At 64.2% G+C, this 13,913-nt stretch carries 13 protein-coding genes and 1 pseudogene; 8 read left to right on the top strand and 6 right to left on the bottom strand.

What is annotated here, in order from left to right; genetic code table 11:
• Window positions 1–128: 128 nt before the first annotated feature.
• Window positions 129–2,342, top strand: a complete 2,214-nt coding sequence (locus tag AABA86_RS17585; protein WP_338307664.1) for an FAD-dependent oxidoreductase — start codon at window positions 129–131, stop codon at window positions 2,340–2,342.
• Window positions 2,343–2,657: 315 nt separating this feature from the next.
• Here the strand turns inward: AABA86_RS17585 and AABA86_RS17580 are convergent, their stop codons facing one another.
• Window positions 2,658–2,966 carry a hypothetical protein gene (locus AABA86_RS17580; RefSeq protein WP_338307663.1) on the bottom strand — a complete coding sequence of 103 codons (309 nt, stop codon included), beginning with the start codon at window positions 2,964–2,966 and terminating at the stop codon, window positions 2,658–2,660.
• A 229-nt stretch (window positions 2,967–3,195) separates the two neighbouring features.
• A complete protein-coding gene (gene gstA, locus AABA86_RS17575; RefSeq protein ID WP_212247365.1) occupies window positions 3,196–3,810 on the bottom strand; it encodes a glutathione transferase GstA in 615 nt (204 codons plus the stop codon).
• Between the two features lie 126 nt (window positions 3,811–3,936).
• Between gstA and AABA86_RS17570 the strand changes: the two genes are divergently transcribed.
• From AABA86_RS17570 to AABA86_RS17560, 3 genes are all read left to right on the top strand, one after another.
• The gene (locus AABA86_RS17570; RefSeq protein WP_212247363.1) at window positions 3,937–4,434 is read left to right on the top strand and encodes a MarR family winged helix-turn-helix transcriptional regulator; all 498 of its coding nucleotides are present in this window, start codon (window positions 3,937–3,939) and stop codon (window positions 4,432–4,434) included.
• Window positions 4,435–4,535: 101 nt separating this feature from the next.
• Window positions 4,536–5,906 carry a glutamate--cysteine ligase gene (locus AABA86_RS17565; protein WP_212247361.1) on the top strand — a complete coding sequence of 457 codons (1,371 nt, stop codon included), beginning with the start codon at window positions 4,536–4,538 and terminating at the stop codon, window positions 5,904–5,906.
• 214 nt (window positions 5,907–6,120) lie between these two features.
• Window positions 6,121–6,699: a PAN domain-containing protein gene (locus AABA86_RS17560; protein ID WP_038971874.1), complete on the top strand. Its 579-nt coding sequence runs from the start codon at window positions 6,121–6,123 to the stop codon at window positions 6,697–6,699.
• A 127-nt stretch (window positions 6,700–6,826) separates the two neighbouring features.
• Here the strand turns inward: AABA86_RS17560 and AABA86_RS17555 are convergent, their stop codons facing one another.
• From AABA86_RS17555 to tldD, 3 genes are read right to left on the bottom strand one after another with little or no spacing between them, the layout of a single operon-like run.
• Complete coding sequence (locus AABA86_RS17555) at window positions 6,827–7,393, bottom strand: nucleotidyltransferase family protein (protein ID WP_212247359.1); 567 nt, start codon at window positions 7,391–7,393, stop codon at window positions 6,827–6,829.
• Between the two features lie 16 nt (window positions 7,394–7,409).
• A complete protein-coding gene (lepB, locus tag AABA86_RS17550) occupies window positions 7,410–8,189 on the bottom strand; it encodes a signal peptidase I (protein WP_212247357.1) in 780 nt (259 codons plus the stop codon).
• A complete protein-coding gene (tldD, locus tag AABA86_RS17545) occupies window positions 8,186–9,613 on the bottom strand; it encodes a metalloprotease TldD (RefSeq protein ID WP_104465032.1) in 1,428 nt (475 codons plus the stop codon). The genes lepB and tldD overlap by 4 nt, the downstream gene beginning before the upstream one ends.
• A gap of 161 nt (window positions 9,614–9,774) precedes the next feature.
• On the opposite strand from tldD, the gene AABA86_RS17540 reads away from it, so the two are divergent.
• A complete protein-coding gene (locus AABA86_RS17540; protein WP_212247346.1) occupies window positions 9,775–9,999 on the top strand; it encodes a DUF433 domain-containing protein in 225 nt (74 codons plus the stop codon).
• Window positions 9,996–10,315 (top strand): annotated as a pseudogene (locus AABA86_RS17535) (DUF5615 family PIN-like protein). Before AABA86_RS17540 ends, AABA86_RS17535 begins: the two are co-directional and overlap by 4 nt.
• An 11-nt stretch (window positions 10,316–10,326) precedes the next feature.
• Here the strand turns inward: AABA86_RS17535 and AABA86_RS17530 are convergent.
• Window positions 10,327–10,872 (bottom strand): invasion associated locus B family protein, encoded by a 546-nt coding sequence (locus tag AABA86_RS17530; RefSeq protein ID WP_212247340.1) that lies wholly within the window; start codon window positions 10,870–10,872, stop codon window positions 10,327–10,329.
• A 461-nt stretch (window positions 10,873–11,333) separates the two neighbouring features.
• Here AABA86_RS17530 and coxB point away from each other — a divergent pair, with 461 nt between their 5' ends.
• Together coxB and ctaD are read left to right on the top strand one after the other, a co-directional pair.
• A complete protein-coding gene (gene coxB, locus AABA86_RS17525; protein WP_028139835.1) occupies window positions 11,334–12,173 on the top strand; it encodes a cytochrome c oxidase subunit II in 840 nt (279 codons plus the stop codon).
• Between the two features lie 88 nt (window positions 12,174–12,261).
• A complete protein-coding gene (gene ctaD, locus AABA86_RS17520; protein ID WP_338307662.1) occupies window positions 12,262–13,887 on the top strand; it encodes a cytochrome c oxidase subunit I in 1,626 nt (541 codons plus the stop codon).
• The last annotated feature ends 26 nt before the right edge of the window (window positions 13,888–13,913 follow it).

The raw sequence follows: 13,913 nt of genomic DNA, 5'->3' as shown, positions 1-13,913 counted from the left end.
GGCGTAACCCACCTCTTCTGTCTCCGCAGCGAAAGACCGTGGTGGGTTACGCTTCGCTAACCCACCCTACGAGATCTCAAGTCAACCGCCGCGCCTGAGATCGGCTGCGGCACCGAGGAGCAACCAACATGACTTACAAGAACTTCAAGGTTGAGACCGACGCAGACGGCATCGCGCTCGTCACCTGGGACATCCCGGGCCGTTCGATGAACGTGCTCGACGAGACCTCGACCAACGAGCTCGATGCGATCGTCAAGGCGACCACCGCGGATGCCGCGGTGAAGGGCGTCGTGATCACCTCCGCCAAGGAAGCCTTCTGCGCCGGCGCCGACCTGTCGATGCTCGAAGGCATGAACCAGGCTTACGCCAAGGTGTTCAAGGAGCAGGGCGAGACCGCCGCGAACCAGATGCTGTTCGACCAGAGCCGGCGCTTCTCGCTGGTGCTGCGCTCGATCGAGACGTCAGGCAAGCCGTGGGCAGCCGCGATCAACGGGCTCGCGCTCGGCGGTGGCTTCGAAATCACGCTGTGCTGTCACTATCGCGTCGCCGCGGAGAATCCCAAGACCCGCCTCGGCCTGCCCGAGGTCAAGGTCGGCCTGTTCCCGGGCGCCGGCGGCACCCAGCGCGTGCCGCGCCTGGTGCCGCCGCAGGACGCGATGACGATCCTGCTCAAGGGCGACCCGGTCACGATCGAGAAGGCCAAGGCGCTGAACCTGATCCACGCCATCGTTCCGGCCGCCGACCTCGTCAAGGCCGCGAAGGACTGGATCAAGGGCGGCGGCAAGGCGGTTGCGCCCTGGGACGAGAAGGGCTTCAAGCTGCCCGGCGGCCCGGTGTTCTCCAAGGCCGGCATGATGATGTTCCCGGCCGGCAACGCGATCTATCGCCGCGAGACCTATGACAATTATCCGGCTGCACGCGCCATCATGAGCTGCGTCTATGAGGGCCTGCAGTTGCCGATAGACGCCGCGCTCCGCGTCGAATCGCGCTACTTCACCTCGGTGCTGCGTTCGAAGGAAGCGGCCGCGATGATCCGCAGCCTGTTCCTGTCGATGCAGGAGCTCAACAAGGGCGCGCGCCGCCCGAAGGACGTGCCCGCGACCAAGGTGAAGAAGATCGCCGTGATCGGCGCCGGCTTCATGGGCGCCAGCGTCGGCTACGTCTCGGCCCGCGCCGGCCTCGACGTCGTGCTGATCGACCGCGACCAGGAGAGCGCCGACAAGGGCAAGGCGCACGCGCAGAAGGTGATCGAGGAGCAGATCAAGAAGGGCCGCGCCAAGCCCGCGGACGCCGAAGCGCTGCTCGCGCGCATCACGCCGACCGCGGACTATGCGGCGCTGAAGGACGTCGACCTCGTCATCGAGGCCGTGTTCGAGGACCGCAAGGTCAAGGCTGATACCTTCGCCAAGGCGCAGGAGCACATGAAGCCGGAGGTGATCTTCGCGTCGAACACCTCGACGCTGCCGATCACCTCCCTGGCCGAGAGCTTCAAGGACCAAGGCAAGTTCGTCGGCATCCACTTCTTCTCGCCGGTCGAGAAGATGATGCTGGTCGAGATCATCAAGGGCAAGAACACCGGCGACCTCGCGCTCGCGACCGCGCTCGACTACGTCCGGCAGATCGGCAAGACGCCGATCGTGGTCAACGACTCCAGAGGCTTCTTCGCCAATCGCTGCGTCGGCCGCTACGTCGCCGAGGGCAACGAGATGTTCCTCGAGGGCGTGCCGCCGGCGATGATCGAGAATTGCGCCAAGATGGCCGGCATGCCGGTCGGCCCGCTCTCGCTCTCCGACGAGGTCGCGTTGGACCTCGGCCTCAAGATCATGAAGGCGACGGAGGCCGATCTCGGCCCCAACGCCATCAATCCAGATCAGAAGAAGCTGATGGTGGAGATGGTCGAGAAGCAGGGCCGCTTGGGCCGCAAGAACAGCAAGGGCTTTTACGACTACCCTGAAAAGGGCAAAGGCCAGAAGAGCCTGTGGCCGGGCCTCTCGGCCTTGCAGCCGAAGCAGCTCGATCCTGACACGCTCGACATCGAGGAGCTGAAGCAGCGCTTCCTGGTGGTGCAGGCGGTGGAAGCCGCGCGCACGGTCGAGGACCACGTCATCACCGATCCGCGCGAGGCCGATGTCGGCTCCATCCTCGGCTTCGGTTTCGCGCCGTTCACCGGCGGCACGCTGTCCTATATCGACTTCATGGGCACCAAGAAGTTCGTCGAGCTGTGCCACAAGCTGGAAGCGAAGTACGGCTCGCGCTTCACCCCGCCGAAGCTGCTCGAGGAGATGGCGGCGAAGGGCGAGACCTTCTACGGCCGCTTCGCGCCGAAGAAGGCGGCGGCCTGACGGGGTCGGGCCACGCAGAAACAAAAGGCCGGATCGTCGATCCGGCCTTTCTATTTGCTGTCGCCGAATGCCGAGAAATCGCCGCTCCAAATCCCGCCCAGCCGCGCTCGCTCCGCCCTGGCACCGCTCTTGCTGACGATCCATCGGATGGCTCGTTAGCATTGAAGGTGTCCCGCAATGATCCCCACGGTGTTTCAAGACAGCGCAGCCGGCGTTGCCGTGAGATACGCCCCCTTCTTGCGGCTGGGGCAGCCGTGGCCGCGCCGCAGGCTCCTCCGGCGGCGCAGAAAAATCCCCTCCTGGGTCGGCCTGGCGCTACTCGTTCTCTTCATCGACATGGCGATGGCCGTGCTTGCCTGGGTCGCCGTCGACGTCGTCCTGCATTGAGAGCTCGCCTCTGTGCACAAAGAGGGTCGCCGCCAAATAGGCGACCTGGCCGGCAATCAGGCAGCCGACGACGATGGGAATGCCCGTCCAAAATCCGAAGCCCGAGGCCTGAAGGACCGTTGCGACGAGGATCGCGGTCGCCGGCGAGACCAGCAACAGACTCCAGACTCGGAAGAACAGTCCCGCCGCCAAGCCGGTGATCGTGCTCGCGAGCAAGAGGAGGAGTACGGTTGTCACGAGAGCTTCCCAGTTCAGGCCGCATCGCGGTACATGGCTGAAGTTGAGCCAACTGGATTGCTCTCACAACGATGGTGATCTCTGCCGCACACACAAGGCGGAGTTATTGTTAACTCCGACAATGCTCGTAAAATTGATACCCAGGACCTCGCGAACGTCCGGGCTTCCAAGCAAAAGGAGCCGGATCGCCAATCCGGCTCTTCGTCGTCTCGATTGTAGTGCGCTGGTCTTACTTCGCCTGCACGAGGCCTTCCTTCTTCAGCGCTTCCTGCACCTGCGGCCGCGCCGCGACGCGGGCCTTGTAGGCGGCAAGGTTCGGCATGCCTGAGAGGTCGAACTTCATCCGGTCGCCCCAGGTCAGCATCGTGAACAGATAGCCGTCGGCCACCGTGAACTGCTTGCCCATGAGGTAGTCGCGGCCCGCGAGCTGGCTGTCGATATATTTCAGCTTGCCCATGACGCGATCCCTGAAGAAAGCCTTGGCCTCGTCGTTCAGCGCCGGCGCGAACATCGGACCAAAGCTCTTGTGCACCTCGGAGGTGAGGAAGTTCAGCCATTCGAGCAGCTTGTAGCGCTCGGAACTGCCGTGGGCGGGCGCCAGCGCCTTGGCCGCAGCCTGATCGGCGATCATCTGGACAATCACCGGGCCTTCGGTCACGATCTCACCGCTGTCGAGGCCCAGGGCAGGGACCTGACCCTTGGGGTTCAGCTTCAGATAGTCCTCACCATTTTCGAGCTTCTTGGCCCGGATATCGACCTTGACCAGCTCATAGGGCAGGCCGGCTTCCAGGAGCGCGATGTGGGGAGACAGCGAGCAGGCACCGGGCGAATAGTACAGTTTCATGGAATTTCCTCCTCTTGACGCTTGGTTCGGCCGAAAGAACGACTACATGCAGCTGCTTGTAATAGTCAAGATTGATGCAGCTGCATCAAATGGGGTAAGAGACGGGCGACGAGCTTGAGCGGGACCATGAAACGCAAACCATCGACCGAGGCGACTTCTGCCTGGATCCGCCTGATGCGGGTGCAGAGCCGCGTGCTCGATTGCGTCGAGCAGGACCTGAAGAAGGCCGGCTTCCCGCCGCTGGCATGGTATGACGCGCTGCTCGAATTGTCGCGGGCGCCGTCGGGCGAGCTGCGGCCGGTGGAACTCGAACGGCAGATGCTGATCCCGCAATATTCCACCTCGCGCCTGATCGACCGCCTGGTCGACGAGGGCCTCGCCTCGCGGCGCGAATGCAAGATCGACAAGCGCGGCCAGTTCGTCGAGATCACGGAAGCCGGCCGCGAGTTGCAGAAGCGGATGTGGAGCGCCTATTCGGCTGCGATCGAGAAATATGTCGGTTCGAAACTGTCCGACGCAGATGCCGTCAAGCTCAGCGGTCTGCTCGACCGCCTGGGCTGCTCGTGCGGCGAGATGAAACTGCCGCCCGCAGCCAACGTCAACGAAACCTCGCCGTCGCGATGATCGCGCGGCACACCATCTCGTCCGTGCGCCCGGTGGGTTCGCGGACCATCCCCGCCACCCGCGCGCGTTCGATCGAAGCGCCCTTTTGATTAGAGTTTGATATGGCGCGAGACCAGATCGATATGACGCCGCTGCAATCGCGCGACGAGCTCGTTTCGTGGTTCGAGGAAGGCTGCAAGGACCCGTCCGAATTCCGCATGGGCACCGAGCACGAGAAGACGCCGTTCACGCTGGAAGGCCACCGCCCGGTGCCTTACGAAGGCGCGCGCGGCATCGGTGCGTTGCTCGAAGGCATGAAGCTCCTGCTCGGCTGGGAGCCGATCATGGAGAAGGGCAACATCATCGGCCTCTACGACGTCACCGGGGGCGGAGCGATCTCGCTGGAGCCCGGCGGACAGTTCGAGCTCTCCGGCGCGCCGGTCGAGAACGTGCACCAGACCCAGAGCGAGCTGATGGCGCATCTTGCGCAGGTGCGCGAGATCGCAACGCCGCTCGGCATCGGCTTCCTCGGTCTCGGCATGACGCCGTCCTGGTCGCGCGCCGATATCCCGGTGATGCCCAAGGGCCGCTACAAGATCATGACCAACTACATGCCGAAGGTCGGCCAGTACGGCCTCGACATGATGTACCGGACCTGCACGGTGCAGACCAATCTCGACTTCTCCTCAGAAGCCGACATGGTCAAGAAGCTCCGTGTTTCGCTCGCGCTTCAGCCGGTCGCGACCGCCTTGTTCGCCAATTCGCCGTTCACCGAAGGCAAGCCGAACGGCTTCCTCTCCTTCCGCTCCGAGATCTGGCGCGACACCGACAATGCGCGGTCGGGCATGATGCCGTGGGCATTCGAGGACGGCATGGGGTTCGAGCGCTATGTCGACTACGCGCTCGACGTGCCCATGTATTTCGTCAAGCGCGGCGAGGAATACATCGACGTGTCGGGCTCCTCGTTCCGGGCGTTCTTCGACGGCCGCAACAACAACCTTCCCGGCGAGCGTCCGACGCTGTCGGACTGGGCCAACCATCTCTCGACGATCTTCCCGGAAGTGCGGCTCAAGCGCTATCTCGAGATGCGCGGCTCCGACGGCGGCCCGTGGGGCCGGTTGCCGGCGCTGCCGGCGTTCTGGGTTGGACTGCTCTATGACGACGTCGCGCTCGATGCGGCCTGGGAGATCGTCAAGCACTGGAGCGCGCCCGAGCGTCAGGCCCTGCGCGACGACGTGACGCGCTTCGGCTTCAAGGCGCGGATCAAGAACCGTTATCTGTTCGAGATCGCCAAGGAATGCCTCGTTCTGGCACATGCCGGCCTGCGCCGGCGCGGCCAGATCGACCAGCTCGGCCGCGACGAAACGCGGCATCTGGAGCCGCTCGATCGCATCATCGATTCCGGCCGGACGCCGGCCGAGGAAATGTTGGAGAAGTTCAACGGTCCCTGGAAGGGCTCGGTGGAACCGGCCTACGCGGAATACGCGTTCTAAAGCCTGATCCGGAAAAGTGCGCAGCGGTTTTCCGAAAAGATCATGCTTAAACAACAACCTAAAGCGCGATGACGATTCATCCTCATCGCATCGCGCTTTAAGCCGGTCAGCCCCCGGTCGGGGATTCAGCCGTTCATCGCCCATACAGGTTTGCGGCGATCAAATGACCGGCTGAAAAAACCCGAGCGTCGTCAATAACTCGAAAGCTGTTCCGATGGGGAAGGGCCGCCTGTCCGGCGCCGTCATGGCAAAGGTCTTGGCAAAAGTCGTGGCATGCGCCGCGCTGCTTTCGCTCGCATGCGCGAGTGTGCCGGCGCGCGCCCAGACTGCGTTCGACCGGCCCGGCGGCGACTATTTCAGCACGCCGGTTGCGTCAGGCGATCCTGAGGATTGCGCGCTGCTGTGCGAGCGCGACCGCCGCTGCCGCTCGTGGAGCTTCAGCTATCCCGACGTCGAAGGCGGTGCGGCGGTGTGCTGGCTGAAGAACACCGTGCCGGCGCGGGTGCCTGGAAGTTGCTGCATCTCGGGCGTGCGCGGCGCCGGCGTGATCGAGCCGCGGGTCGAGGGCGTGGAGACCTCGATCGACCGCCCCGGTGGCGATCTGCGCAATTTCGAGCTCAAGGACGGCGAGGGCGAAGAGGCCTGCAAGGCCGCCTGCACCGCCGACAACAAATGCCGCGCCTTCACCTATGCCCGCCCCGGCTACACCGGGCGCGAGGCGCGTTGCTTCCTGAAAAAGGAAATCAAGCCACCGCGAAGGAAGGCGGGATTCACGTCGGGCGTGGTGCGGTAGCGTTGGTGCTCGTGCCCCGGACGCAGGTGCCGTAGGCTGGGCAAAGGCGCCCTTGCGCCGTGCTACGATCTCTGAGATGCGGCGACAGGCGCGTGGGCACGCTCCGCTTTGCCCACCCTACGAAATCTCACTCCGCCGCGATCACCGTGAGCTCTGGCCACAGCGCCTTCCAGCGTGCGGCCTTCGCTTCGTAATTCGTCGCGGAAAAATTCGGGCCCGGATTCGGCCGCGCAATCAGCCCTGCGACATCGTCAAACCCGTGCGGCGCGTAGACCTCGTAGCCACCGCCTGTGCGCCTGACCCCGACCTGCGTGTTCTGCGTGAGGAAGCGGTCGATGCCTTCCCTCGAGCTTCTCAGCGGCGGATAGGGCAGGCCGTGCTTGGCCGGGTACCACAAATGCACACGGGCCTGGTTGCGGATCTCGACCTTGGCGCCGAGATGCGCGAGCCGCTCATCCAGGGCGCGGATCACCGCATCCTCCGCCTCCCACGAGGTATCAGGATCGAAATAGAACGCATCGTGGTCGGCGATGCCGTGATCGACGGGGCGGCCGGTGAGCACGTTCCATACGGTCTGCACCAGGCATCCCGAGACCAGCCATGCATCCAGCAGATCGAGCTGCGCCAGCGCGTCGATGATCGTGACGTTGACGGGATTTCTCAGCGCGAGCGCGAGGAATTCGTCACGGTTCATCGCGCGATGAGGCGGCTCAGTGCACGGCGGTGAAGAACCGGCCGAGCCGGAAGCCGGAGAGCCAAGTGTACACCGGCTGGCTGCGCATGCCGAGATCCCAGGAGCCGACCACCGCATCGGCACGGCCGATCAGATTGTCGATCGGCAGCAGGCCGACGCCGCCGGACCGCAGCGGCACGCGGCTGTCGGCGGAATTGTCGCGGTTGTCGCCGAGCACGAAGAGATGGCCTGATGGCACCGTGACTTCCTGCGTGTTGTCGAGCGGGCCGTTGTCGCGCATCTTAAAGATCAAATGCGAGACGCCGTTCGGCAGCGTCTCGACATAGCGATACGCCTGCTCGCTGCCGCCATTGTCGTCTTCGGCAGCGCCGACGCCGTCCGGCTTGAGCTCGGCAGGGCGGTCGTTGATGAAGAGCTGGCCTTGCCGCATCTGGATGCGATCGCCCGGCAATCCCACGACGCGCTTGACCCAGGCCTGCGAGCGATCGCCGGGCCAGCGGAACACGACGACGTCACCCTGCTTCGGCGTTTCCGCGAAGACGCGGCCGCTCTCGGGCAAATTGATCTGGATCGGCAGCGACGAGGTGCCGTAGCCGTAGGGGAATTTCGAGGCGAGCAGCGCATCGCCGATCAGCAGCGTCGGCTCCATCGAGCCCGACGGCACGTAGAACGGCTCGGCAAGCGCGCCCTTGGCGATGAAGACGGCGGCGACGATGCCGGCGAGCTGAACGATCTGCCCGCCCCAGCCGCTGCTCTTCCGCTTGGGGGTGACGGTGATCTTTTCTTCCACGCTCATGCGCCGGTTCCACCCACTGTGATGCGCTCCATCAGCAGCGACGGCTGGCCGACGCCGACAGGCACGCCCTGTCCGTTCTTGCCGCAGGTGCCGATGCCGGTATCGAGCGCAAGGTCGTTGCCGATCATGCGGATGCGATGCAAATCGGTCGGCCCGTTGCCGATCAGCATGGCGCCCTTCAGCGGCGCGCCCAGCTTGCCGTTCTCGATCTTGTAGGCCTCGGTGCACTGGAACACGTACTTGCCCGAGGTGATGTCGACTTGGCCGCCGCCAAAATTCGCAGCAAAGACGCCGTTCTTCACCGACGCCAGGATCTCGGCCGGATCGCGGTCGCCCGCGAGCATGTAGGTGTTGGTCATGCGCGGCATCGGCACATGGGCATAGCCCTGGCGGCGGCCGTTGCCGGTCGGCTTCATGTTCATCAGCCGCGCGTTCTGGCGGTCCTGCATGTAGCCGACCAGGACGCCGTCCTCGATCAGCACGGTGCGATTGGTCGGCGTGCCCTCGTCGTCGATCGACAGCGAGCCGCGGCGCGAGGCCATGGTGCCGTCGTCGACCACGGTGACGCCCTTGGCCGCGACCTGCTGGCCCATCAGGCCGGCAAATGCCGACGTCTTCTTGCGGTTGAAGTCGCCTTCGAGGCCATGGCCGACCGCTTCATGCAGCATCACGCCGGGCCAGCCGGCCCCGAGCACGACGTCCATCTCGCCGGCGGGGGCGGGAATCGATTCCAGATTGACCAGGGCCTCGCGCAACGCGCCATCGGCGGCATCGCGCCAGTTCTTGCTCTCGATGAATTCGGCATAGCCGGCGCGGCCGCCATAACCCTTGCTGCCGCTCTCCTGGCGGTCGCCCTGGCCGGCAACCACGGAAACGTTCACGCGCACCAGCGGACGGATGTCGCGATAGCTCTCGCCGTCGGGCCGCAGGATCTCGACGACCTGCCAGGTCGCGCCGAGGCTGACGCTGACCTGCCGTACCCGCGGATCCTTGTCGCGCAGATAAGCATCGATCTCGGCGAGCAGTTTTACTTTTGTCTCGAAGCCCGGGGCATCGAGCGGGTTGTCGTCGCCATAGAGCCGCACATTGGTATGCGCCGGCGGCGCGGCGAAACTGCCGGAATAGCCGCCGCGCACGGCCGCGACCGCATCGGCGGCACGAATCAGCGCCGGCAGCGAGACGTCGGAGGAGTGGGCGTAGCCGACCGCATCATCCTTGACCGCGCGTAAGCCAAAACCTTGCGAGGTGTCGTAGGTCGCCTGCTTCAGCCGCCCATTGTCGAACATCAGCGCTTCGGTCTGGCTGTACTCCAGGAACAGCTCACCGTCGTCGGCACCGGAAAGCCCGCGCGCGACCTCGTGGCGAACCTGGTCGCGGTCGAGATTGGCGCGGTCGAGCAGGGAGGTCGTGGCAGGGTTTGTCATGCGTCCGTCCATTATCGGAAGATGTGGGGCAAGATAATGGTTTCGGACCGGTTCCGCGAGGGGGCGGGGCGTCACATTACGGAAACGATAGGATTGGCGGGGGTGCAGGGAGCCCTGACCCTGGTACTGCATCGGATGCAGATCGATGATATGCTACGTCCATGAATTACCGAGACATCATCTCCATTGACCCGGGAAAGCGTGGAGGGCGACCCTGCATCCGCCACATGCGGATTGCCGTGGCGGATGTGCTCGGCTGGCTGGCTGCCGGTCAGACCCACGCCCAAATCCTCGATGATTTCCCTGAGTTGACCGAGGACGATATCCGCGCCTGCCTGGCCTATGCCGCCGACCGCGAGAGGCGATTGGTGACCGCGCCGATATGAGGCTGCTGTTCGATCAGAGTCTCAGCTTCAAGCTATGTGCGATGATCGCTGATCTTTTTCCGGATTCCAGTCACGTCCGGTCTCATGAGCTCTCCGAAGTGGCCGACCGTGCGCTCTGGGAATTCGCGAAGGCTAATGGCTTCGCGATCGTGACTCAGCCGAGCTGGCTGGTCTGCTGGGTTCTCCGCCAAAGGTGATCTGGCTCCGGGCTGGCAATCAAACGACCGCGACGATCGCTGACCTGCTCCGCCGACACGCACCGACAATTCAGTCCTTTGAGAGCGATGACAGTGCCGCGTGCCTTGAGATTTACTAGGCCGGTAGGCCCTACGGCAGCTTGTCGTAGCCTTCGCCGAGCCCGTTCAGGCTGAGCGGAAAGCCGATGCCTTCTTCCGGGGTCTCGAAGATGATGAAGGTCGCGGTCTTGGCGGTGCGGAGCTGGCCGAGCAATTTGTCGTCCATGACGACCTCGGCGACGCAGCCATTGGGCAGGCAGCGGACGAAGCCGGCGCGGCCGACGTCCTGGTTGTCGAGCTTGAGGCCGAGACCGGAGGGCAGCAGGACCCCGAGCGGCGCGACCACGCGCATCAGGCGGCTCTTCTGGTCGGCGGTCTTCAGCACGATCACGGTCAGGCCGGCGTTGGAGCGGTCTTCGGCGACCACGCTCTGGATCAGGGCGCATTGCTCGGTCTGGGCGCCCGGCGGCGTGTCGCAGCGAATCTGCCAGTCGCCATGCACGGAGCGCACCGCGCCCTGCGCATGGGCCAAGCCTGGGAGCGCCAGAAGGACGAGCGCAGCCAGCAGGCTGGCCAGCGCCGGGAGGCGGGTCATCTGCCGTCTCGCCAGCCTTGCCATCGATTTCGAAAGCCCCATCGGGTCGGTCCCTCTGCTCGCCTGGGTCGCTCGCGCTTGGTGGACTAATCTGGCGGACTGATACGGGAATGACGGCGTCTTGAAGGCGATTCCCAAGCAAATTCCACGCCGCCTCGCACCGCCGCCGCCCGCACGAATCAGGTTCCTGCGCGGCCATCTGCCAGTGCCTACCGCGGGCAATTCCGCTGTCAAGCGGCAGCATCCCGGCAAACGGTATTTTTGTCTGATGTTACTAGGAAATATCTTGCGGGTGATCGCTGGCAGACGGGGCTCAAGACTGCATTGCGATAGATCAAAAATTATGGTTTGAGAGGCTTGATTTCGGCGTTCTAGCGATCTGGCCCGAATTCCTCTTAGAGGTATTCTTGCGCGGCGGTTTGTCAGGCGGGCGGATCGAATAAGCGTTTCCTGGACACAGGGGAGCGCACTTGGGGTGATTTCGTAAGGGGAGCGCGAACGGCATGAGGATGTCGATGGGCCCGGTGGGCCGGCACTTGCTGGGATTGGCCGTGGCGGGTCTGACGCTGGCGACGGGCGGTGCGGCATTTGCCGAGCTCGGGCAGCCGAAGCCCTGGGAATGGACGCTTCAGGAGTCGGGCTCCCCGGTGATGGACAACATCATCTGGTTCCACAACTTCCTGTTCGTGCTGATCACGCTGATCACGCTGTTCGTCCTGGCGCTGCTCGTGGTCGTGGTCATCAAGTTCAACGCGCGGGCCAATCCGGTGCCGTCGCGGACCACCCACAACACGCTGATCGAGGTGGCCTGGACGCTGGTTCCGGTGCTGATCCTGGTCGGCATCTCGGTGCCGTCGTTCCGGCTTCTGTTCCTCGAGCTCGACGTGCCGAAGGCGGATATCACCATCAAGGCGACCGGCAAGCAGTGGTACTGGTCCTATGCCTATCCCGATAACGGCAAGTTCGAGTTCGATTCGCTGATGGCGCAGGACAAGCAGCCCCGACTGCTTGGCGTCGACAACGAGATGGTGGTGCCCGTCAACAAGGTGATTCGTGTCCAGGTCACTGGCGCCGACGTCATCCACGCCTTCGCGCTGCCGGCTTTCGGCGTCAAGATCGACGCCATTCCGGGCCGGCTGAACGAGACCTGGTTCAAGGCGACCAAGACCGGCATGTTCTACGGCCAGTGCTCGGAGCTCTGCGGCAAGGACCACGCCTTCATGCCGATCGCGATTCGCGTCGTGAATGACCAGGAGTTCGCCTCCTGGGTCGAGACGGCAAAGAAGAAATTTGCGAGCGGCGGCACCAGCACCTACGCCTCCGCGGCCGGCCCGACGCAGTAAGCGTCGGGTGACGGCTCTAAGGGACTGAAAGCGACATAAGGGCGGGACCTCCTGGAGGTCCGATTGGGACGCAAGGCAGGATTTGAAAATGGCAACGAGCGCAGCGGCACACGGCGATCACGCCCAAGACCACGGACATGACGAGCATGCCCATCCGACCGGATGGCGGCGCTACGTCTATTCGACCAACCACAAGGACATCGGCACGATGTACCTGATCTTCGCGGTCATCGCCGGCGTCATCGGCGCCGCGATGTCGATCGCGATCCGTGCCGAGCTGATGTATCCGGGCGTGCAGATCTTCCACGAGACGCACACCTATAACGTGTTCGTGACCTCTCACGGCCTGATCATGATCTTCTTCATGGTCATGCCCGCGATGATCGGCGGCTTCGGCAACTGGTTCGTGCCGCTGATGATCGGCGCGCCCGACATGGCGTTCCCGCGCATGAACAACATCTCGTTCTGGCTGCTGCCGGCCTCGTTCGGCCTGCTCCTGATGTCGACCTTCGTCGAGGGCGAGCCGGGTGCCAACGGCGTCGGCGCCGGCTGGACCATGTACGTGCCGCTGTCGGCCTCCGGCCATCCGGGCCCGGCCGTCGACTTCGCGATCCTGTCGCTGCATCTGGCGGGTGCCTCGTCGATCCTCGGCGCCATCAACTTCATCACCACGATCTTCAACATGCGCGCGCCGGGCATGACCCTGCACAAGATGCCGCTGTTCGTGTGGTCGATCCTGGTGACGGTGTTCCTGCTCCTGCTGTCGCTGCCGGTGCTTGCCGGTGCGATCACCATGCTGCTCACCGACCGCAACTTCCACACGACGTTCTTCGCGCCTGACGGCGGCGGCGACCCCGTGCTGTTCCAGCATCTGTTCTGGTTCTTCGGTCACCCCGAGGTCTACATCCTGATCCTGCCCGGCTTCGGCATGGTCAGCCAGATCATCTCCACCTTCTCGCGCAAGCCCGTGTTCGGCTATCTCGGCATGGCCTACGCCATGGTCGCGATCGGCGGCATCGGCTTCGTGGTGTGGGCGCACCACATGTACACGGTCGGCATGTCCAGCGCGACGCAGGCCTATTTCGTCGCTGCGACGATGGTGATCGCGGTTCCGACCGGCGTGAAGATCTTCTCCTGGATCGCCACCATGTGGGGCGGCTCGATCGAATTCCGCGCCCCCATGATCTGGGCGGTGGGCTTCATCTTCCTGTTCACGGTCGGCGGCGTCACCGGCGTCGTGCTGGCGAACGCGGGCGTCGATCGCGTGCTGCAGGAGACCTATTACGTCGTCGCCCACTTCCACTATGTGCTGTCGCTCGGCGCGGTGTTCGCGATCTTCGCCGGCTGGTACTACTGGTTCCCGAAGATGTCGGGCTACATGTACAACGAGACGCTCGCGAAGGCGCACTTCTGGGTCACCTTCATCGGCGTCAATCTGGTGTTCTTCCCGCAGCACTTCCTCGGCCTGTCGGGCATGCCGCGCCGCTACGTCGACTATCCCGACGCGTTCGCGGGCTGGAACCTGGTCTCGTCGGTCGGCTCCTACATCTCCGGCTTCGGCGTGCTGATCTTCCTCTACTGCGTGCTCGACGCCTTCATGAAGAAGGTGCCGGCCGGGGACAATCCGTGGGGTGCAGGCGCGACCACGCTGGAGTGGACCTTGCCCTCGCCGCCGCCCTTCCACCAGTTCGAAGTGCTGCCCCGCGTGCAGTGATCGATCTCCCGCGGCGCCCGTGACGG

The organism is Bradyrhizobium sp. TM233, assembly GCF_036247965.1.
Classification (GTDB): domain Bacteria; phylum Pseudomonadota; class Alphaproteobacteria; order Rhizobiales; family Xanthobacteraceae; genus Bradyrhizobium; species Bradyrhizobium ottawaense.
This window is presented reverse-complemented; position numbering and strand designations above follow the sequence as displayed.

Bases quoted from the DNA above. Each gene is read 5' to 3' on its own strand.
- AABA86_RS17540 (WP_212247346.1), top strand. From the start codon at position 9,775: ATGAATTACCGAGACATCATCTCCATTGACCCGGGAAAGCGTGGAGGG.
- AABA86_RS17585 (WP_338307664.1), top strand. From the start codon at position 129: ATGACTTACAAGAACTTCAAGGTTGAGACCGACGCAGACGGCATCGCG.
- lepB (WP_212247357.1), bottom strand. From the start codon at position 8,189: ATGAGCGTGGAAGAAAAGATCACCGTCACCCCCAAGCGGAAGAGCAGC.
- tldD (WP_104465032.1), bottom strand. From the start codon at position 9,613: ATGACAAACCCTGCCACGACCTCCCTGCTCGACCGCGCCAATCTCGAC.
- coxB (WP_028139835.1), top strand. From the start codon at position 11,334: ATGAGGATGTCGATGGGCCCGGTGGGCCGGCACTTGCTGGGATTGGCC.
- gstA (WP_212247365.1), bottom strand. From the start codon at position 3,810: ATGAAACTGTACTATTCGCCCGGTGCCTGCTCGCTGTCTCCCCACATC.
- AABA86_RS17565 (WP_212247361.1), top strand. From the start codon at position 4,536: ATGGCGCGAGACCAGATCGATATGACGCCGCTGCAATCGCGCGACGAG.
- AABA86_RS17560 (WP_038971874.1), top strand. From the start codon at position 6,121: ATGGGGAAGGGCCGCCTGTCCGGCGCCGTCATGGCAAAGGTCTTGGCA.
- ctaD (WP_338307662.1), top strand. From the start codon at position 12,262: ATGGCAACGAGCGCAGCGGCACACGGCGATCACGCCCAAGACCACGGA.
- AABA86_RS17570 (WP_212247363.1), top strand. From the start codon at position 3,937: ATGAAACGCAAACCATCGACCGAGGCGACTTCTGCCTGGATCCGCCTG.
- AABA86_RS17555 (WP_212247359.1), bottom strand. From the start codon at position 7,393: ATGAACCGTGACGAATTCCTCGCGCTCGCGCTGAGAAATCCCGTCAAC.
- AABA86_RS17530 (WP_212247340.1), bottom strand. From the start codon at position 10,872: ATGGGGCTTTCGAAATCGATGGCAAGGCTGGCGAGACGGCAGATGACC.